This is a genomic window from Alistipes sp. (genome assembly GCF_048465635.1).
Taxonomy (GTDB): domain Bacteria; phylum Bacteroidota; class Bacteroidia; order Bacteroidales; family Rikenellaceae; genus Alistipes.
This window is the reverse complement of record NZ_DBFWLF010000009.1, coordinates 1-19,500: the sequence shown is the minus strand read 5'-3', so window position 1 is coordinate 19,500 and position 19,500 is coordinate 1. Positions and strand designations below refer to the sequence as shown.

24 protein-coding genes are annotated in these 19,500 nt (G+C 58.6%); 20 read left to right on the top strand and 4 right to left on the bottom strand.

The window, feature by feature from the left end; translation table 11 throughout:
* The 3 genes from prfA to leuS all read right to left on the bottom strand — a co-directional run bounded on the left by prfA (nt 1) and on the right by leuS (nt 5,160).
* Nucleotides 1–1,086, bottom strand: a complete 1,086-nt coding sequence (gene prfA, locus ACMO9O_RS03515; RefSeq protein ID WP_418982234.1) for a peptide chain release factor 1 — start codon at nt 1,084–1,086, stop codon at nt 1–3.
* Nucleotides 1,087–1,187: 101 nt separating this feature from the next.
* The gene (locus ACMO9O_RS03510; protein ID WP_418982233.1) at nt 1,188–2,060 is read right to left on the bottom strand and encodes an alpha/beta hydrolase; all 873 of its coding nucleotides are present in this window, start codon (nt 2,058–2,060) and stop codon (nt 1,188–1,190) included.
* Between the two features lie 343 nt (nt 2,061–2,403).
* Nucleotides 2,404–5,160, bottom strand: a complete 2,757-nt coding sequence (gene leuS, locus ACMO9O_RS03505) for a leucine--tRNA ligase (RefSeq protein WP_418982232.1) — start codon at nt 5,158–5,160, stop codon at nt 2,404–2,406.
* A gap of 244 nt (nt 5,161–5,404) precedes the next feature.
* On the opposite strand from leuS, the gene ACMO9O_RS03500 reads away from it, so the two are divergent.
* On the top strand, nt 5,405–5,893 hold the full coding sequence (locus tag ACMO9O_RS03500; protein ID WP_418982231.1) for a Dps family protein: 489 nt from the start codon (nt 5,405–5,407) through the stop codon (nt 5,891–5,893).
* 62 nt (nt 5,894–5,955) lie between these two features.
* Here ACMO9O_RS03500 and ACMO9O_RS03495 read toward each other — a convergent pair whose 3' ends face one another.
* The gene (locus ACMO9O_RS03495) at nt 5,956–8,061 is read right to left on the bottom strand and encodes a PL29 family lyase N-terminal domain-containing protein (protein WP_418982230.1); all 2,106 of its coding nucleotides are present in this window, start codon (nt 8,059–8,061) and stop codon (nt 5,956–5,958) included.
* A 560-nt stretch (nt 8,062–8,621) separates the two neighbouring features.
* Here ACMO9O_RS03495 and rpsL point away from each other — a divergent pair.
* The 19 genes from rpsL to rpsH form a co-directional block, all read left to right on the top strand.
* Nucleotides 8,622–9,002 carry a 30S ribosomal protein S12 gene (rpsL, locus tag ACMO9O_RS03490; RefSeq protein WP_019152124.1) on the top strand — a complete coding sequence of 127 codons (381 nt, stop codon included), beginning with the start codon at nt 8,622–8,624 and terminating at the stop codon, nt 9,000–9,002.
* Between the two features lie 90 nt (nt 9,003–9,092).
* The gene (rpsG, locus tag ACMO9O_RS03485) at nt 9,093–9,569 is read left to right on the top strand and encodes a 30S ribosomal protein S7 (RefSeq protein ID WP_418982229.1); all 477 of its coding nucleotides are present in this window, start codon (nt 9,093–9,095) and stop codon (nt 9,567–9,569) included.
* A 14-nt stretch (nt 9,570–9,583) separates the two neighbouring features.
* Nucleotides 9,584–11,698 carry an elongation factor G gene (fusA, locus tag ACMO9O_RS03480; protein ID WP_418982228.1) on the top strand — a complete coding sequence of 705 codons (2,115 nt, stop codon included), beginning with the start codon at nt 9,584–9,586 and terminating at the stop codon, nt 11,696–11,698.
* Nucleotides 11,699–11,706: 8 nt separating this feature from the next.
* Nucleotides 11,707–12,012, top strand: a complete 306-nt coding sequence (gene rpsJ, locus ACMO9O_RS03475; RefSeq protein ID WP_004329464.1) for a 30S ribosomal protein S10 — start codon at nt 11,707–11,709, stop codon at nt 12,010–12,012.
* Between the two features lie 66 nt (nt 12,013–12,078).
* Complete coding sequence (gene rplC / locus ACMO9O_RS03470; RefSeq protein ID WP_418982227.1) at nt 12,079–12,693, top strand: 50S ribosomal protein L3; 615 nt, start codon at nt 12,079–12,081, stop codon at nt 12,691–12,693.
* A 1-nt stretch (nt 12,694) separates the two neighbouring features.
* Nucleotides 12,695–13,321 carry a 50S ribosomal protein L4 gene (gene rplD, locus ACMO9O_RS03465; RefSeq protein WP_418982226.1) on the top strand — a complete coding sequence of 209 codons (627 nt, stop codon included), beginning with the start codon at nt 12,695–12,697 and terminating at the stop codon, nt 13,319–13,321.
* Nucleotides 13,322–13,336: 15 nt separating this feature from the next.
* Complete coding sequence (rplW, locus tag ACMO9O_RS03460; RefSeq protein ID WP_018696467.1) at nt 13,337–13,627, top strand: 50S ribosomal protein L23; 291 nt, start codon at nt 13,337–13,339, stop codon at nt 13,625–13,627.
* Between the two features lie 5 nt (nt 13,628–13,632).
* Entirely contained in the window at nt 13,633–14,457 is an 825-nt protein-coding gene (rplB, locus tag ACMO9O_RS03455) for a 50S ribosomal protein L2 (RefSeq protein ID WP_418982225.1), read from the top strand.
* A 17-nt stretch (nt 14,458–14,474) separates the two neighbouring features.
* On the top strand, nt 14,475–14,744 hold the full coding sequence (rpsS, locus tag ACMO9O_RS03450; protein WP_418982224.1) for a 30S ribosomal protein S19: 270 nt from the start codon (nt 14,475–14,477) through the stop codon (nt 14,742–14,744).
* Nucleotides 14,745–14,750: 6 nt separating this feature from the next.
* A complete protein-coding gene (rplV, locus tag ACMO9O_RS03445) occupies nt 14,751–15,161 on the top strand; it encodes a 50S ribosomal protein L22 (protein WP_418982223.1) in 411 nt (136 codons plus the stop codon).
* A 6-nt stretch (nt 15,162–15,167) separates the two neighbouring features.
* The gene (gene rpsC, locus ACMO9O_RS03440) at nt 15,168–15,965 is read left to right on the top strand and encodes a 30S ribosomal protein S3 (protein WP_418982222.1); all 798 of its coding nucleotides are present in this window, start codon (nt 15,168–15,170) and stop codon (nt 15,963–15,965) included.
* Between the two features lie 28 nt (nt 15,966–15,993).
* Complete coding sequence (gene rplP, locus ACMO9O_RS03435; protein WP_015547053.1) at nt 15,994–16,422, top strand: 50S ribosomal protein L16; 429 nt, start codon at nt 15,994–15,996, stop codon at nt 16,420–16,422.
* A 12-nt stretch (nt 16,423–16,434) separates the two neighbouring features.
* Nucleotides 16,435–16,626: a 50S ribosomal protein L29 gene (rpmC, locus tag ACMO9O_RS03430; RefSeq protein ID WP_418982221.1), complete on the top strand. Its 192-nt coding sequence runs from the start codon at nt 16,435–16,437 to the stop codon at nt 16,624–16,626.
* Nucleotides 16,627–16,635: 9 nt separating this feature from the next.
* Complete coding sequence (gene rpsQ / locus ACMO9O_RS03425; RefSeq protein ID WP_009597655.1) at nt 16,636–16,890, top strand: 30S ribosomal protein S17; 255 nt, start codon at nt 16,636–16,638, stop codon at nt 16,888–16,890.
* Nucleotides 16,891–16,892: 2 nt separating this feature from the next.
* The gene (gene rplN / locus ACMO9O_RS03420) at nt 16,893–17,258 is read left to right on the top strand and encodes a 50S ribosomal protein L14 (RefSeq protein WP_418982220.1); all 366 of its coding nucleotides are present in this window, start codon (nt 16,893–16,895) and stop codon (nt 17,256–17,258) included.
* Between the two features lie 12 nt (nt 17,259–17,270).
* Nucleotides 17,271–17,594, top strand: a complete 324-nt coding sequence (gene rplX, locus ACMO9O_RS03415) for a 50S ribosomal protein L24 (protein ID WP_418982219.1) — start codon at nt 17,271–17,273, stop codon at nt 17,592–17,594.
* Nucleotides 17,594–18,154 (top strand): 50S ribosomal protein L5, encoded by a 561-nt coding sequence (gene rplE, locus ACMO9O_RS03410; protein WP_418982218.1) that lies wholly within the window; start codon nt 17,594–17,596, stop codon nt 18,152–18,154. Before rplX ends, rplE begins: the two co-directional genes overlap by 1 nt.
* 3 nt (nt 18,155–18,157) lie before the next feature.
* The gene (gene rpsN, locus ACMO9O_RS03405) at nt 18,158–18,454 is read left to right on the top strand and encodes a 30S ribosomal protein S14 (RefSeq protein WP_418982217.1); all 297 of its coding nucleotides are present in this window, start codon (nt 18,158–18,160) and stop codon (nt 18,452–18,454) included.
* 949 nt (nt 18,455–19,403) lie between these two features.
* Nucleotides 19,404–19,500: 30S ribosomal protein S8 (gene rpsH, locus ACMO9O_RS03400; protein ID WP_418982439.1), on the top strand; the 97-nt coding region annotated here is incomplete at its 3' end.

The window sequence follows — 19,500 nt, the reverse complement described above, 5'->3', positions numbered from 1 at the left end:
TCAGAGTTCGCTCTCCTTGAGGCGCTCGGCGTTCTCGGCCACGATCAGGTGGTCGATGCAGTCCTGAATGTCGCCGTCCATGAAGGCCGAGAGGTTGTAGATCGTGTAGTTGATGCGGTGGTCGGTGATGCGCCCCTGCGGATAGTTATAGGTGCGGATTTTGGCCGAGCGGTCGCCCGTCGAGACCATCGTCTTGCGCTTGGAGGCGATCTGGTCGAGGTATTTCGAATATTCGAGGTTGAATACGCGCGTGCGCAGCTCCTCGAACGCCTTGTCGAAGTTCTTGAGCTGCGATTTCTGGTCCTGACACTGCACGACGATGCCCGTGGGAATGTGCGTCAGGCGGATGGCCGAATAGGTCGTATTGACCGACTGGCCGCCGGGACCCGAGGCGCAGAAGATGTCCTTGCGGATGTCGTTCATCGAGATTTCGACGTCGAACTCCTCCGCCTCGGGCAGCACGGCCACCGAGGCCGCCGAAGTGTGCACGCGGCCCTGCGTCTCGGTCTGGGGCACGCGCTGGACGCGGTGCACGCCCGATTCGTATTTAAGCGTGCCGTAGACGTTCTGCCCCGTGACCTTCAGCACGACCTCCTTGAAGCCGCCGACCGCCCCTTCGGACGACGACGTGATTTCGCACCGCCACCCCTTCGATTCGATGTACTTGGTGTACATGCGCAGCAGGTCGCCGGCGAAGATCGCCGCCTCGTCGCCGCCCGTGCCGCCGCGGATCTCCACGATGGCGTTCTTCGAATCCTGCGGGTCCTTAGGGATGAGCAGCAGTTTGATCTCCTCCTCCAGGCGGGCGATCTCCGGTTCGAGTTCCGCGACCATTTCGCGGGCCATTTCGCGCATCTCCTCGTCCTTGTCGTTGGCGAGCGTGTCCTTCGCCTCCGAGAGGTTGGCCAGCGCCGTGCGGTAACGTTCCGATGTCTCGATGATCGGTTCAAGCTCCCGGTACTCCTTGTTGAGCGCGACGAACTGCTTGACGTCGGCGATGACCTCGGGATCGGTGAGTTTCTGTCCCGTCTCCTCGTATTTGAGCTTCAGCCCGTCGAGGCGGGTCAGGATGGTGTTGTCTGCCATAAATAGATCGTATCTTTGCTTTGACGCAAAGATACGACACATAAATTAAGAATTAAAAATTAAGAATTAAAAATTAAGAATTAAAATTCGGGACGATGCCTTTATCTGAGGCTGCCGAGCCACTCCAGCACCGCCTGCTGCCAGGCTGCGCGGCAGGCGAAATCGTCGCGCATGCCCCAGCCGTGGCCGCCTGCGGGATAGATGTGCATCGAGGCGGCGATGCCATTTTCTTTGAGCGCGTTGTAATAGGCGGTGCTGTTGACCGGCGGCACGGAGCGGTCGTCGTCCGAGAGCAGCAGCAGGGTCGGGGGCGTCCGGGGCGTGACGCGGTTTTGGAGCGAATAATACGCCGTCAGCGAATCGGTGCGCCCGGGGCCGAGCAGGCGGTCGAACGACCCTTTGTGGCACTTGCCCCGCTCGCCCGTAATGACCGGATAGAAGAGGATGGCGAAGGCGGGCCGGGTCGCGGCCATCGTCGAGGTCATGGCCGCCAGATGGCCGCCCGCCGAACAGCCGACGATGCCCACCCGGTCGGCCGTGAACCCGGTGGCCCCGGCTTCAAGCCCCGCAAGGATGCGCACGGCCCGCTCGGCGTCCTCCAACGGCACTTCGGGATGGGAGTTGGGCATGCGGTATTTCAGCACGGCGGCCGTGATGCCGTTCGCCGCGAACCAGCGGGCCATCTGATACCCCTCCTTGTCCATGCAGAGGCGCGAATAACCGCCGCCCGGGCAGATCACCACGGCCTGCCCGGTGGCTTTCGATGTCTCGGCGGGGAAGAGATAGAGCACCGCTTCGGAGGTGTTGCCGATGCGGTTAGGCTCGGTCTCGGTTTCGGGCGTCGTGATCCCGTTCGTGTGCGGAGCCGAGGCGTTGTTCCAGAGGGGGATCGTCGCCGCCTGGCCGTAATTCTGGGCCGGGACGGCGGTTGTCAGAAAGATCAAAGCTGCGATAAAGCCGATGGTTCGTTTCATGTTATTATTATTTGAAGTTTTGTTTTGGAGGGCCGCAGTCTGCGGTGGGACGCGATGAGCGGGCCTCCGCTGCCGGAGGCTGCGGCCCGCCGACCTAAAGGTCGAAAACAAGGACGGTGGCCAGTATGGCTTAGAAGCCTCGGAAACAAGGAATTTATATTTTCTCTTTCCGGGGTGAGGCTCTATGAACCGTAAAACATCCTTCTTCTGCCGTCCGGATGGTACGCCATCTCCCTCCCTGAGGGAGGGCTGGGGCGGGGTCAGATTTGCAAACGCGGCGGTACGCCGCGAGGATTCAGCGGTCGGAATTGCAATGCAGTCTTAAAATATGAAACTATGACCGCTATACGACGATATTTATAATCTTTCCCGGCACGACGATCACCTTTTTCGGCGCTTTGCCGTCGAGCCACTTTTGCGCTTCCGGCTCGGCGACCACCGCGGCCTGAATCTCGGCCGGAGTGAGGGATGCGGCGTACTCCTTCTTGAAACGGAGCTTTCCGTTGACCGATACGGGGTATTCGAACGCGCTCTGCGCAAGGTACTTTTCGTCGTATACCGGATAGGCCGCATCGCACACCGAGGTCGTGTGCCCCAGTTGCGCCCACAGCTCCTCGGCGATATGGGGCGCAAAGGGGGCCAGCAGCACCACGAGCGGTTCGAGAACCGCACGTTTGTTGCATTCGCCCAGCTCGTTCAGGCAGATCATGAAGGCCGCGACGGAGGTGTTGAACGAGAAGTTTTCGATGTCCTCGGTCACCTTTTTGATCGTCTTGTGCAGCGTGCGCAGCTCCTTTTCGCCCGCCGCATCGTCCGTGACGGCGAACTGCCCGTCGCGGTCGAAGAACAGCCGCCAGAAGCGGCGCAGGAACTTGTGCACGCCGTCGATGCCGTTCGTGTCCCACGGCTTGGACTGCTCCAAAGGCCCGAGGAACATTTCGTACATGCGCAGCGTGTCGGCGCCGTAATTGTCGACGATGTAGTCGGGGTTGACCACATTGTACATCGATTTGGACATCTTCTCGATGGCCCAGCCGCAAACGTACTTGCCGTCTTCGAGGATGAACTCCGCATCGGCGAAGTCGGGCATCCAGCGGCGGAACGCCTCCAGATCGAGTATATCGTTGCGGACGATATTCACGTCGACGTGAATCTCCTGCGTCTGGTATCGGTCTTTCAGCCCGAGCGACACGAATCGGTTGGTCCCCACCACGCGGTAGACGAAGTTCGAACGGCCCTGAATCATGCCCTGATTGACCAGCTTGCGGAACGGCTCCTCTTCGCAGACATAGCCCAGGTCGTAGAGGAACATGTTCCAGAAACGCGAGTACATCAGGTGGCCCGTGGCATGCTCGATGCCGCCGACGTAGAGGTCCACCGACCGCCAGTACTCGTCGGCCTCCCGGCCGACCAGCGCCCGATCGTTGTGCGGGTCCATGTAGCGCAGGTAGTAGGCCGACGACCCGGCGAATCCGGGCATGGTCGACAGCTCGTAGGGATAGCCCTCCGGCGTCGCCCAATCCGCGACGCGGGCCAGCGGCGGTTCGCCCTCGGCCGTAGGACCGAAGTCATCGACCGGCGGCAGGCGGAGCGGCAGTTCGTCCTCCGCGAGCGGATAGGCCGTGTCGTTCTTGTAGTAGATCGGGAAGGGTTCGCCCCAGTAGCGCTGGCGCGAGAAGATGGCGTCGCGCAGGCGGTAGTTGACGAGCCTGCGGCCCAGTCCGCGCCGCTCGATCTCGTCGAACATCACCCCGATCGCCTCCTTTACATCCATGCCGTCGAGGAAATCCGAGTTGATCAGTTTGCCCTCCTTGGCGTCGTACGACTCCCGCTCGACGTCGCCGCCCGCGACCACCGGAACGATGTCGAGGCCGAAGTGGCGCGCAAAGGCCCAGTCGCGCGAGTCGTGGGCCGGAACGGCCATGATGGCTCCCGTGCCGTAGCCGGCCAACACATAGTCGGAGATGTAGATCGGAATCGCCTTGCCGGTGAAGGGGTTGACGGCGTAAGAGCCGGTCGCAACACCGCTTACGCGCCGCGTCTCGGCGATGCGCTCCCGCTCGGAACGCTTCCCGGCCTGGCGGACGTACTCCTCGACGGCGGCCCGGTTTTCCGGGGTGGTCAGCTCGCCGACCCACGCGTGTTCGGGGGCGATGACCATGAACGTCACGCCGAAGATCGTATCGGGGCGCGTGGTGAAAATCTCCAGTTTGCGCTCCGAACCCGTGATGTCGAAGAAGACCTGCGCACCCACCGAGCGGCCGATCCAGTTGCGCTGAATCTCCTTTAGAGAGTCGCTCCAGGCGAGCCTCTCCAGTCCGTCGAGCATACGCTGGGCGTAGGCCGTCACGCGCAGCAGCCACTGCTTCATGCGTTTCTGTTCGACGGGGTAGCCGCCGCGCACCGACAGCCCGTCGCGCACCTCGTCGTTGGCCAGCACCGTGCCCAGCTGGGGACACCAGTTGACCTGCGTGTCGGCACGGAACGCCAGCCGGTAGTTCTGGAGCACCTGTTCCCGCTTGGCTTCGTCCCAGCCGTTCCACTCGGCGGCCGTAAAGTGCAACTCCCGCGTGCAGGCGGCGTCGACACCCTCCGTGCCGTTCTTTTCGAACGCGGCGATAAGCTCACCGACGGGCCGCGCCTGCTGCCGCCGGTTGCAGTAATAGTGGCCGTACATCTTCAGGAAGGCCCACTGCGTCCACTTGTAGTAGTCCGGATCGCACGTGCGCACCTCGCGGTCCCAGTCGAACGAAAATCCGATCTTGTCGAGCTGCTCGCGGTAGCGGGCGATGTTGCGCTCGGTGGTGACGGCCGGATGCTGTCCCGTCTGGATGGCGTACTGCTCGGCCGGAAGGCCGAACGCGTCGTAGCCCATCGGGTGCAGAACGTTGAAGCCCTTGAGCCGCTTGTAGCGCGAGTAGATGTCCGAAGCGATGTAGCCCAGCGGATGGCCCACATGCAGCCCCGCGCCCGAGGGGTAGGGGAACATGTCCAGCACGTAGAACTTGGGCCGCGAAGGGTCTACCTCCACGTGATAGGTCTTCAGCTCGCGCCAGCGCTGCTGCCAGCGGGATTCGATCTGCTTGAAATTGTACTCCATATCGTGTTTGTTTATTGCCGATTTTCCGGCAAAAATAACGAAAACTTTTCGGAATAGTTCGTTCCGGGGCCGACATTTTCGTTTGCGCGGGCAAACGCACGGTCGGATGCCCCCGCCGTATAGCCTGCCTCTATCGGCCTATCAGTAAATATGATTTGCAAATGCGCAAAATAGATATTACTTTTGCCTATGGAAAACAATAAAACATAAAAAATAATTATTAACAAATAAAAACCGATTGATTATGAAAACGTTGAATTATCTGCATCTCGATGCCTCCCAGGTGGAGGGGATCGTCTCCTCGCTCAAGCTGCTGCTGGCCGACTATCAGGTGTTTTACACCAACCTGCGCGGGCTTCACTGGAATATCCAGGGACACGCCTTCTTCGTGCTGCACGCCAAGTTCGAGGAGCTTTACAACGACGCCGCGCAAAAGGCCGACGAACTGGCCGAGCGGATCCTGACGCTGGGCGGCGTACCCGAGAACCGTTTCAGCGAGTACCTCCGGCAGGCGCGCCTGGCCGAAGCGGCCGGCATATCGACTCCCCGCGAGGCGGTCGCGCTGGTGCTGGAGAGCTATGCGCATCTGATCGGCGAAGAGCGCAAGCTGCTCGCCGCGGCCTCCGAGGCGGGCGACGAGGCTACCGTGGCGCTGATGAGCGACTACCTGCGCGAACAGGAGAAGACGGTCTGGATGCTGACCGCCAGCGCGCAGAACGAGTGCGGGAAATAAGTTGCGACCCGCTATCGATCAAAAAGAGACGCTCCCCAAGGGGCGTCTCTTTTTTCGATCGGTCACATGGTTTCGATGTGCGTAAAACTGCTTTTCCACTCGTAGACGGCCTGATAGGCCTCAACGCTTGCATAGGAAGGAACCAGCAGGCGGTAGTATCCCGTTCCCCAGGAGGAGTACTCGCATTTGGGTGGGGTGACGGCATGGCAGACGACCTGGTAGAAATTGAGATTATCGTTGTTGAACGTGCAGAACGCCAGGATACCGATGGTTTTCATCTTGCTGCCGATAACGAGTTGACCGTTGAATCCCGTATCCTCGAAAGCGCTCTGCTCGATGGTCGTAGCATCTTCGGGCAGGATCAAATCGCCCCGCATGCCCGAGCATTGTTGGAAGCAGCCGGTCGGAAAAACCGTAAGGCTGCGGCCCAGGGTTAGACCGCTAAATCCTTGGCAAGCCAGAAAGGCATAGGTTCCGATCTCCGTGACGCTGTCGGGGATGGTCAGCGTGCCGGATAAGTAGCGGCATTGCGTAAAGGCGGAATTTCCGATGCTGCGCAGGTTTTCGGGCAGGATCAGGTCGCCTTGGAGCGCGAGGCAGTTCCCGTATGCCAATCGGCCGATCCGTGTGACCGATGCCGGCAGGTCGACGGCCGTGATGGCGCTCGAATAGAATGCCCAGTCGGGAACCTCGACCAGTTTTTCGGGAAGGAGGACAGTCTGTAGGGGCGAATCCTTGAAACACTCCTTCGGCAGCGTCGTCAGATCGGTCTTCCGCAGATCGACCGAAATCAGCGCCGGCATCGAGCGCATGAACACCAGGTCCAGCGAATCGGGCGCTCCGGTGAGAATCAATCCCAGCAGGCGATCCTTTTCGTCGTCCGGAATCAGGCTCTCGAGCGAGGCGGGTTTTTCGACATGCACGGTTTTGTAGCCCCACGGTTTTTGGGTGAACAGGAGGCGCTGCCCGACCTTACCTTTCGTATCGCGCAGTTCGACCACGGCGGTGCGCATGGAGGTTTCGGGGTTTGGCTGGAACGAGAACGTCAGGGTCTCCTCGCGTGTGGGGGCGCGCGTTTCGACGAGCGACACCCACGACCGGTCGGCCTCCGCAATTTCGACCGTATAGCGGATGTTGGTCCGAACGGTCACCGGCTGCAGGCCGCCCTGCTGTTCGATGGTGAAGCTGTCGTCCGCGACCACCAGGACGCTCTTGACGATGTGGATGTAGCGCACGATGGTCCGCTGAGCGCCGTCGCTGACCAGTACGATGATTTTCTCGTCGTAGGCCGGATCGGGCGAGGTGATGACGATCAGGCCCGCGTCGTAGCTCTTCTCCGCCACGGAGGCCTTGTAGCCGTTCTGGGCGATAACGTCCACGGTGGTCTTTTCGTCGGCTCCGCTGAGCGTATAGCCGATCTCGTAGGTTTTGCCCGGCAGGATTTCCGGGTCGGTCTCGGAGAATGCGATGCCCAGCGGCGCCGGTTCGACGATCTTGGGCAGGGTGATGACCGTGCCGTCCCAAAGGGTGAAGACCACCTGCTGCTCGTCCTGCGTCACCTCGCGGAAGATCGGGTTCTCGGCATCGGCGCCCGGTTCGCCCTTGTCCCCGGTCGCCTGGCCCAGCTTCTCCCAGGTAAGCCCTCCGTCGGTCGAGAGATACCAGAATCCTCCGTCGATCTTCAGAGCGGGCGTCGTGCCATCCTTGCCGTCCTGGCCTGGCTTGCCGTCCATGGCCTGGGCGCGGATCTTCTCCCCGTCCGGGCCGGTGAGCCACGCTCCGTCGATTGTCCAGTAGTAGGACCCCTCCCACGGAGCGACGCCGATGACGGGCGTGTGACCGTCCTCGCCGTCGCTGCCGTCGGTTCCGTGGTAGATGGTGATGCTCGGTGCGTACTTGAACGAGATCGTGTAGCCGACTGTTTTTCCATCGCGGTCGATGGGTACTACGGCCGTGATGCAATCGTTGCTTTCGAGGGCCGAGACGAGCGTCTGCAGCGAGGCGATGTTGGTGTTCATCTTCCGGCAAAGCTCTTCGAGCGCCGCAATGCGCTGCTCGAGTCCGTCGACGCGTTGGTTGAGGCGACTGTCGTCGTAGGAGTCGCTGCAACCCGTCTGCAGGAAGAGCAGATGGGCGAGCAGTCCGGTAAAAAAGAGTTTTCTAATCATAAAGCATAGTGTTTGGAGATTATAGGCAAAAAAAAGCGAGCAAAATCCCGATCGTTTTTCAGGTATCGCCAAACACCCGGCACTCAATCAAGATTAAGCTCGCGCACTATGCACGAGCATTCAACCTGACTTTCGAGTGCTTTTACTGAATTGGCGATTTCGAAAAACAAAAGTCCAAGCGAACGCATTGTTCCGTCGTATGGAGGCAACCCTTGCAGGTTGCGACATGCAAATATACGAAAAAGCGGTCACTTTCCGCACGTTATGCAGAAAAAAGGGGTATCCGCTCGAACGACGTTCCCCTGTGATCGGAGCGCTTCGCGGGAGTGTGGGGCATGCGTAAGGGGCTGCGGATAAACGGGTTTTGCTTTTGTTGATAAACGAATGCTATGATATTTACAAAATTATAAATAAAAAGAATTGACAAGCGTGTCAAAACTCCGTAAAATGGCGAAAAAAGATGCGCATATATAGTGTAATTCCGAAAATTTGCGTACCTTTGCAGTCCATTTTGGACAATGGAGATAGAATTTTTAACAACTTAAAGGACAGTTTTAGCAATGCCAACTATTCAACAGTTAGTGAGAAACGGCCGCGTGACGCTCGAGGACAAGTCGAAGTCTCCCGCGCTGGCCGCGTGTCCCCAGCGCCGAGGCGTATGTACCCGCGTGTACACCACGACCCCGAAGAAGCCTAACTCGGCCATGCGTAAGGTAGCACGTGTTCGTCTGACCAACGGCAAGGAGGTCAACGCCTACATCCCCGGCGAGGGCCACAACCTGCAGGAGCACTCGATCGTGCTGGTCCGCGGCGGCCGTGTGAAGGACCTCCCCGGTGTACGTTATCACCTGGTGCGCGGTGCACTCGACTCGGCCGGTGTGGACGGACGCCGTCAGCGTCGCTCGAAGTACGGAGCCAAACGACCCAAGGCAGGCAAGTAGTCTGACAAACGATTAACAAGCGCATTCACGCCGGCGGTCCCCGGGACCGGGCGCGGAAAACAAGAAACAATTCAACATTTATTTATAGCAATGAGAAAAGCTAAGCCAAAAAAGCGAATTCTACTTCCGGATCCGAAGTTCGGAGACGTGGCCGTGACCCGTTTCGTGAACAACCTCATGCTGGATGGTAAGAAGAGTATTGCCTACACCATTTTCTACGATGCGTTGGACGTGGTGGGCAAGAAGATGAAGGATGCTGATAAATCTCCGCTGGAAATCTGGAAACAGGCCCTCGAGAACATCACGCCCCAAGTCGAAGTCAAGTCGAAGCGTATCGGTGGCGCGACCTTCCAGGTTCCTATGGAGGTTCGTCCGGAGCGCAAGATTTCTATTTCCATGAAAAACCTTGTCCTCTACTCCCGCAAGCGCGCCGGAAAGACCATGGCAGACAAGCTCTCGGCTGAGATCATGGACGCCTACAACCAGCAGGGCGCAGCCTTCAAGCGCAAGGAGGAGATGCACCGCATGGCCGAGGCCAACAAGGCGTTCGCACACTTCAGATTCTAATCGAAACCGAACAGATGGCAACCAGAGATTTACATTATACGCGCAACATCGGTATCATGGCGCACATCGATGCCGGTAAGACCACCACGTCGGAGCGCATTCTCTTCTACACGGGCAAAACCCACAAGATCGGCGAGACGCACGAGGGTGCTGCCGTGATGGACTGGATGGTCCAGGAGCAGGAGCGCGGCATCACCATCACCTCGGCTGCAACGACCGCGTTCTGGAACTACATGGGCAACCAGTACCAGATCAACCTGATCGACACCCCGGGACACGTCGACTTCACTGTCGAGGTGGAGCGTTCGCTGCGCGTGCTGGACGGCGCTATCGCCACCTTCTGCGCCGTGGGCGGCGTGGAGCCTCAGTCGGAGACCGTATGGCGTCAGGCCGACAAGTACAACGTTCCCCGCATCGGTTACGTCAACAAGATGGACCGCACGGGCGCCGACTTCATGGCCGTGTGCAACCAGATCAAGAAGCACTTCGGAACGACGGCCCTGCCGGTCGTGCTGCCCATCGGTGCGGAGGACAAGTTCGAGGGACTGGTAGACCTTATATATAATAATGCGATCTACTACTACGACGACAAGACCGTCCGCGACAACTTCGAGCTGAAGGAGATTCCCGACTCGATGAAGGAGGAGGCCGCCGAGTGGCGCGCCAAACTCATCGAGGAGGTCGCTTCGACCGACGATGCGCTGATGGAGAAGTTCTTCGAGGACCCCGATTCGATCACTCCCGACGAACTGCTCGTCGCCATCCGCAAGGCCACCATCTCGATGCAGATCGTGCCGATGCTCTGCGGCTCGTCGTTCCACAACAAGGGCGTGCAGAAGCTGCTCGACTACGTGATGGCGTTCCTGCCCTCGCCGCTGGACGTTCCGGCCGTGACGGGTATCAACCCCAAGACCGAGAAGGAGGAGGTCCGCAACGCCTCGGAGGACGATCCGTTCTGCGGCCTGGCGTTCAAGATCGCCACCGACCCCTTCGTAGGCCGTCTGGCCTTCGTGCGCATCTACTCGGGCAAGCTCGACGCCGGTTCCTACGTGCTGAACACCCGCAGCGGCAAGCGCGAGCGCATCAGCCGCATCTACCAGATGCACGCCAACAAGCAGAACCCGATGGAGACCGTCGGTGCGGGCGACATCTGCGCTGCGGTGGGCTTCAAGGAGATCCGCACGGGCGACACGCTCTGCGCCGAGAATGCCCCCATCGTACTGGAGCAGATGACCTTCCCCGAGCCGGTGATCGGCCTGGCCGTGGAGCCCAAGACGCAGAAGGACCTCGACAAGCTGGGCATCGCGCTGGCGAAACTCTCCGAGGAGGACCCCACCTTTACGGTGCACACCGACGAGGATTCGGGCCAGACCGTCATCAGCGGTATGGGCGAGCTGCACCTGGACATCATCGTCGACCGTCTGCGCCGCGAGTTCGGCGTGGAGATCAACCAGGGTGCTCCGCAGGTGAACTACAAGGAGGCGCTCACCAAGACCGTTCAGCACCGCGAGGTCTTCAAGAAGCAGACCGGCGGCCGCGGTAAGTTCGCCGACATCATCTTCGAGATCGGACCCGCCGAAGAGGGCAAGATGGGCCTTACGTTCGTCGACCAGGTCAAGGGCGGCAACATTCCCAAGGAGTTCATCCCCTCGGTGCAGAAGGGCTTCGAGGCCGCCATGGCCAACGGAGCGCTGGCCGGCTACACGATGGATTCGATGAAGGTCACGCTGCTCGACGGTTCGTTCCACCCGGTCGACTCCGACCAGCTGTCGTTCGAGATCGCGGCCCGCAACGGTTACCGCGCCGCGGCTCCCAAGGCCGGCTCGGTGATCATGGAGCCGATCATGTCCGTGGAGGTCGTGACCCCCGAGGAGAACATGGGCGACATCATCGGCGACCTGAACAAGCGCCGCGGACAGATCACCGGCATGGAATCGAAGGGTACGGCCCGCGTGGTCAAGGCCAAGGTTCCCCTGTCGGAGATGTTCGGCTATGTGACCGTGTTGCGTACGATTTCGTCGGGCCGCGCCACGTCGTCGATGGAGTTCTCGCACTTCGAGGAGGTTCCCGCCAACTTGGCCAAGGAGATCATCGAGAAGGCGAGCGGTAAACGTAAGGATATAGAATAAGCAATCATATGAACCAGAAAATCAGAATCAAGTTAAAGTCATTCGATCACAATCTCGTGGACAAGTCGGCCGAGAAGATTGTGAAGACCGTGAAGAGTACGGGCGCCGTGGTGAGCGGTCCCGTGCCCCTTCCCACGCACAAGCAGATTTTTACGGTGAACCGCTCGACTTTCGTCAACAAGAAGGCCCGCGAGCAGTTCCAGCTCTGCACGTTCAAGCGCATCCTGGACATCTACTCGTCGACGCCCAAGACGATCGACGCGCTGATGAAACTGGAACTCCCCTCGGGCGTCGAGGTCGAGATCAAAGTGTGATCCGCCGTGCGTGCAGCATAGCTAAGAGATTCACTACAAACTATAACAAACGTAATTCGACAACAAATGTCAGGACTTATTGGAAAGAAAATCGGAATGACTTCCGTTTACAGTGCCGAGGGTAAGAACATACCATGCACTGTCATTGAGGCTGGTCCGTGTGTAGTTACGCAAATCAAGACCGTGGAGAAGGATGCCTACGAAGCGGTTCAGGTTGCCTATGACGAAAAGAGTGAAAAGCACACCAGCAGCAGTTTGTTAGGTCACTTCAAGAAAGCCGGCACTACCCCCCGTCGCAAGATGGCCGAGTTCAAGGGTATGCCCGAAGTGGCTCTCGGCGACACGCTCACCGTAGATCTCTTCTCGGAAGAGGACTGGGTCGACGTGACCGGGATTTCGAAAGGCAAAGGCTTCCAGGGCGTCGTGAAGCGTCACGGCTTCGGCGGTGTGGGCGGTCAGACCCACGGCCAGCACAACCGGCAGCGCAAGCCCGGTTCGCTGGGTGCGTCGTCCTATCCTTCCCGTGTCTTCAAGGGCAAACGTCTGCCCGGCCAGATGGGCGGCGAGCAGGTCAAGGTGTTGAACCTGCGTGTTCTGAAAGTGATTCCCGAGAGCAATCTGATCCTGGTGAAGGGTTCGATTCCGGGAGCGAAAGGTGCTTATTTAACCATTGAGAAGTAGTATGGAATTAGCTGTTTTGAACACCCAAGGAAATGAAACGGGTCGTAAGGTAGTCCTTTCGGATGCCGTTTTCGGCGTGGAGGCTAATGACCACGCTATCTATCTCGACGTGAAGCAGTATCTGGCCGACCAGCGTCAGGGCACGCACAAGTCGAAGCAGCGCAACGAGGTTGCCGGTTCGACCCGCAAGCTCAAGCGTCAGAAGGGAACCGGAGGCGCCCGTGCGGGCAGCATCCTCTCGCCCCTCTTCCCGGGCGGCGGCCGTGTATTCGGTCCCGTGCCCCGCGATTACAGCTTCAAGCTCAACAAGAAGCTCAAGCAGCTGGCCCGTCGCAGCGCGCTCACGTACAAGGCCCAGGCCGGTGCGATCAGCGTGGTGGAGCCGATCAGCTACGAGGCCCCCAAGACGCGCAGCGTCGCGGCGCTGGCCGAGGCGCTGAAGGTAGCCGACAAGAAGGTGCTGCTGGTGCTTCCCGAGTCGAACGTCAACTTGCAGCTCTCCTGCCGCAACCTGCCCTACGTGAAGCCCGTGCTGGCTCAGAACGTCTGCACCTATGACGTGATGAACGCATCGGCCATCGTACTGGTGGAGGGCGCGGAGCATGTTTTGAATACGATGTTAGCTTAAAAACGCAAGACACAGATGGAAATTATTATTAAGCCGGTTTTGACCGAGAAAATGACGATTCAGGGCGAAAAGTTGAATCGCTACGGTTTTATCGTTGACGTGAGGGCTAACAAGCTGCAGATCCGCAATGCTGTGGAGCAGATGTACAACGTCGTCGTGACGGACGTGAACACCGTGAACTACATGGGCAAACTCAAGAGCCGCTACACCAAGGCGGGTCTTCTGGAGGGCCGCGCGAACAACTTCAAGAAGGCTATCGTGACCTTGAAGGACGGAGACAAGATCGATTTTTACAGTAATATCTAAGGAAGATGGCAGTAAGAAAATTCAAGCCTGTTACCGCAGGTACGCGACATAAGATTATCGGCACGTTCGACGAGATCACGACGAACAAGCCGGAGAAATCGCTGCTCAGCCCCAAGAAGAGCTCGGGTGGACGTAACAACGACGGCAAGATGACGGTTCGCTACATCGGCGGCGGTCACAAGCAGATGTATCGTAACGTCGACTTCAAGCGCACGAAAGACGGCGTGGCCGCGACTGTCAAATCGATCGAGTACGACCCCAACCGCACGGCGCGCATCGCGCTGCTGGTCTATGCCGACGGCCAGAAGAGCTACATCATCGCTCCGAACGGCCTGCAGGTGGGCCAAAAGGTGATGAGCGGCGCAGGCGTCGCTCCCGAGGTGGGCAACACGCTCTTCCTGAGCGAAATTCCGCTCGGTACGGTCATCCACAATATCGAACTCTACCCGGGCCAGGGCGCCGCGATGGCGCGTTCGGCCGGCTCGTATGCTCAACTGTTGGCACGTGAGGGCAAATTCGCCGTCATCAAGCTGCCTTCGGGCGAGACTCGTATGGTACTCGTAACTTGCCGCGCAACGGTAGGCGTCGTGTCGAATATCGACCACAGCCTCGAAAGCTCGGGCAAGGCGGGTCGTGAACGTTGGCTGGGTCGCCGCCCGCGCAACCGCGGCGTGGTGATGAACCCCGTCGATCACCCGATGGGTGGTGGCGAAGGCCGTGCGTCGGGAGGTCATCCCCGTTCGCGCAAGGGTCTGCTGGCGAAGGGTTACAAGACGCGTAATCCCAAGAAGACGACCTCGAAGTTCATTATTTCCAAGAAGAAAAAATAATTAAATAAGAGTACTCAATGAGCCGTTCATTAAAAAAAGGACCGTACATCGACCCCAAGCTCGAGGCGAAAGTCGTCGCTCAGGCCGAAGGCAACAAGAAAACGGTCATCAAAACCTGGTCGCGGGCAAGTATGATTTCGCCCGACTTCGTGGGTCAGACCGTGGCTGTCCACAACGGAAACAAGTTCATTCCGGTCTACGTAACTGAGAATATGGTGGGGCACAAACTCGGTGAGTTCGCTCCGACGCGCAACTTCCGCGGCCATGCAGGTAATCGCAAAAAATAGTAGAAAATGGGTGCAAGAAAAGCAATAAGAGCCGAGAAACTGAAGGCTGAGAAGAAGCAGAAGGCGATCGCAATCATGCGTGATTGCCCGACCTCGCCCCGTAAGATGCGCCTGGTGGCCGACATCATCCGCGGCGTGGAGATCAACAAGGCGCTGGGCATCCTCCGTTTTTCGAAGAAGGAGGCCTCGATCCGCATGGAAAAACTCCTCAAATCGGCCATCGCCAACTGGGAGGCCAAGAACGAGGGCGAGCGTCTGGAAGACGCCACGCTCTGCGTCAAGGAGGTGTTCGTCGACGGCGGCCGCATGCTGAAGCGCATTCAGGCAGCGCCGCAGGGCCGTGCACACCGCATTCGCAAGCGTTCGAACCACGTGACGATCGTGGTGGACAAAATGGTAACCGTAGAAAACAAGTAAAGCAAGATGGGACAGAAAGTTAATCCGATAGCAAATCGTCTTGGCATCATCCGCGGCTGGGATTCCAACTGGTTCGGGGGCAAGGACTTCTCCGACAAGCTCGTCGAGGACGCCAAGATTCGCAAATATCTGAACGTCCGTCTTCAGAAGGCCAGCATCTCCAAGATCATCATCGAGCGCACGCTCAAGCTGGTCACGGTGACCATCTCCACCGCACGTCCGGGCATCATCATCGGCAAGGGCGGCCAGGAGGTCGACAAGCTCAAGGAGGAGCTGAAGAAGCTCACCGGCAAGGAGATTCAGATCAACATCTTCGAGGTGAAGCGTCCCGAGGTGGATGCCGTCATCGTGGGCCAGAACATCGCCCGCCAGCTCGAGGGCCGCGTATCGTTCCGCCGCGCCGTGAAGATGGCCGTGGCTTCGACCATGCGCATGGGCGCCGAGGGCATCAAGATTCAGGTGGCAGGCCGTGTCGGCGGCGCCGAGATGGCGCGTACCGAGACCATCAAGGAGGGCCGCATTCCGCTGCATACGTTCCGTGCCGACATCGACTACTGCCTCACGGAGGCGCTCACCAAGGTGGGTATCCTGGGCGTGAAGGTGTGGATCTGCCAGGGCACGGTCTACGGCAAGCGCGACATCTTCGAAATCGCCGGCGCTTCGGCACAGGCTCCCTCGGGCGACCGCGGCGAGCGCGGCGACCGTCGCGGTCCGCGCGGCGATCGCGGGGAGCGTCGCGGCGGCGACCGTCGCGGCGGACGCCGCAACGATCGCGGTGGCGACCGTCGCAACAACAATCAGTAAGTAAGGACCTTTTTAAAGCAGAACTAACATGTTACAGCCGAAAAAGACCAAATTTAGAAGAATGCAGAAAGGCCGTATGAAAGGTATCGCTCAAAGAGGTAACCAGCTTGCATACGGATCGTTCGCAATCAAGGCACTTGAATCGACCTGGATCACGGGTCGTCAGATAGAGGCGGCCCGTCAGGCCATCACCCGTTACATGAAGCGTGAAGGTCAGCTCTGGATCCGCATCTTCCCCGACAAACCCATCACCAAGAAGCCCGCCGAGGTACGTATGGGTAAGGGTAAGGGTAATCCCGAAGGCTTCGTGGCGCCCGTAACGCCCGGACGTATTCTCTTCGAGGCGGAAGGTGTGCCCCTGGCAGTAGCGCAGGAAGCGCTGCGCCTGGGTGCTCAGAAACTGCCCATCACCACCAAATTTATCGTACGGCGTGACTACGTCGAAACCACTATTTAAGGGAACACGAAGATGAAAAGTGCAGAAATCAAGGATATTTCGATCAAGGACCTCCAGGAGCGCATCGAGACCGAGAAGGCGCAGCTTGCCAAGCTGAAGGTGCAGCACGCGGTGTCCCCCGTCGAAAACCCGTCGATCATTAAGAAAAACCGCAGAGACATAGCCCGCATGCTGACAATTCTGCGTCAGAGAAACGCTAAATAATTACGACCTATGGAAAGAAATCTGAGAAAAGAGCGTATCGGAGTGGTTGTCAGCAACAAGATGGAGAAGACCATTGTGGTTGCGGTGGCGCGTAAGGTGAAGCACCCGATCTACGGCAAATTCGTCAACAAGACGACCAAGTTCGTCGCCGAGTCGCTCGACGAGACGTGCAAGGAGGGCGATACGGTCCGCATCATGGAGACCCGCCCGCTGAGCAAGACGAAGCGTTGGAGATTAGTACAAATCATTGAAAGAGCTAAGTAATTATGATACAACAGGAAAGTAGACTCGTAGTAGCTGATAACAGCGGTGCGAAGGAGGTACTTTGCATCCGCGTGCTCGGCGGCACGAAGCGCCGCTACGCATCCATCGGCGACAAGATCGTGGTATCGGTCAAGAGCGCCACTCCCTCGGGCGATGTCAAGAAGGGCTCGGTGTCGAAAGCCGTGGTCGTCCGCACGACCAAGGAGATCCGGCGCGCCAACGGTTCGTACATTCGCTTCGACGACAACGCCGTCGTGCTGCTGAACAACCAGGGTGAAATTCGCGGAACCCGTATCTTCGGCCCCGTAGCCCGCGAGCTGCGCGACCAGTATATGAAGATCATCTCCCTCGCACCCGAAGTATTGTAATTATAAATCGCAATGTCTATGAAATTACATATCAAGAAAGGGGACATGGTGCAGGTCATCGCCGGCGACAACAAGGGCAAGCAGGGCAAGGTCCTGAAGGTCGATGTCGACGCGCAGCGCGCCATCGTCGAGGGTGTCAACCTCACCAAGAAGGCTACCAAACCCAATGCCCAGAACCCCCAGGGGGGCATCATCGAAAAGGAGGCCCCGATCCACATCTCCAACATGCAGGTGCTGGATCCCAAGAGCGGCAAACCCACCAAGGTAGGCCGCAAGGTCGGCTCCGACGGCAAATTAGTACGTTACGCTAAAAAATCAGGGGAGGAGATCAAATAATGGCATACGTTCCCACACTCAAGACACAGTACAAGGAGCAGATCGCTCCCGCCCTCATGAAGGAGTTCGGGTACTCGAGCATCATGCAGTGCCCCAAGTTGCAGAAGATCGTCATCAACCAGGGTATGGGCGATGCCGTTTCGGACAAGAAGCTCATCGACGTGGCCGAGGCCGAGCTGACGCAGATCACCGGTCAGAAAGCCGTTCAGACCCGTTCGCGCAAGGACATTTCGAACTTCAAGCTGCGTAAGGGCATGCCTATCGGCGTGCGCGTGACGCTGCGCGACACGAAGATGTACGAGTTCCTGGAGCGTCTGATCGCCGTGGCGCTGCCCCGTATCCGCGACTTCAAAGGGATCAACGAGAAGTTCGACGGCCAGGGCAACTACACCCTCGGCATCACCGAGCAGATCATCTTCCCGGAGATCGACATCGACAAGATCACCAAGATCTTCGGCATGGAGATCACCTTCGTAACTTCGGCCGCGACCGACGAGGAGGCGTACGCCCTGCTCCGCGAATTCGGCCTTCCTTTCAAGAACGCTAAAAAGAACCAATAAGCTATGGCAAAAGAGTCGATGAAGGCCCGCGAGGTCAAACGTGTGAAACTCGCAAACCGTTACGCGCACAAACGCGAAGAGATCGCTGCCAAGGTGAAGAGCGGTGAGATGGACCACGAGGAGGCATGGCAGGCGCTTTCGAAGCTGCCCCGCAACTCCAACCCCATCCGCCAGCACAACCGCTGCAAGATCACGGGCCGTCCGAAGGGCTATATCCGCCTGTTCGGTATCAGTCGTATCCAGTTCCGCGAGATGGCCTCCAAGGGGCTGATCCCGGGCGTTACGAAGGCCAGTTGGTAAACCGTCCCGGCGTCCCTCCCTCCAAGGGGAAGGACGCCGCGGTCGTGCACAGAGGTTTCAGCTTCCGGAAGGTGCGAGCCTGCGGACGCGAAGAGCGGGGAGAAAGCGTGCGGAGCGATGCGAAGGTGTCACGAAGCGCATGGCGAAGAGTTCTCCCGCCTCCGGCGTCGGAAGGAAGTGAAGCCGATAAGGGTGTCGAACCCGCGTAGATACGTCACAGTGCCGGGGAAAGTGCCGCCGCAAGCGGTAACTTCCCGGCATGTGGGGCGGATCGAAAGATTCGGCATTTGGTTACGAATTTCCTGAACGGGTCCCGCGAGGGACCGCCTGCGAGGGTCGGATTTTTTTGTGTCCGTCTCATCGGAGAGGGCTGAAGAGGTCCGATGCTGTCCAGCATATGGAAGCGACCCGAGGGGGACTGAAGCTGATCCGGACGCTGTTCCGCTGCATTTGGCGGACGACTTCGTAGGTAGCTCCGGGAACGAGCGGAACGCGATCCCGGGGGAACCTGAAAGGCGACCGGGGAAAGACCTTTAACGCCCCGGGATGGCGTTGCAAGGGCTGTTCGGTGAGCAAGCGGGCAAGGGAAATTCAGTACGGATACGTGTTAGCTGCCTGAAGGAGCTAACATGGTTCGTGTTCCGGGGCAGGGCCGAAAAAATTGAAAAATAAGGTCTTACCTTGGTATATTGGGAAATAATGCGTATATTTGCGCGCTTTTATACCCCGTGCCAAGCGACAGGCTGCGCTCCGGTAGTGGCAGGGGCCGCTGAGGCCGGACGGGCGGAGACGCTTCGCACGGACAAGGCCCGGTGACAGCCGAAACGGTGCGGCAGGGGTGACAAAAGCGAAAACAAAGAAAACAATCCGGTGCGGGAAACATGCTTACGATGATGCAGCCTGCTTAGGAACAACAAATTCAATCATTTAATTTTAACTTCTATTCGTTATGACTGATCCTATTGCGGACTTTCTGACCAGAATTAGAAACGCAGTGAAAGCCAACCACAAGGTGGTTGAAGCTCCTGGCTCCAAAATTAAGCAGG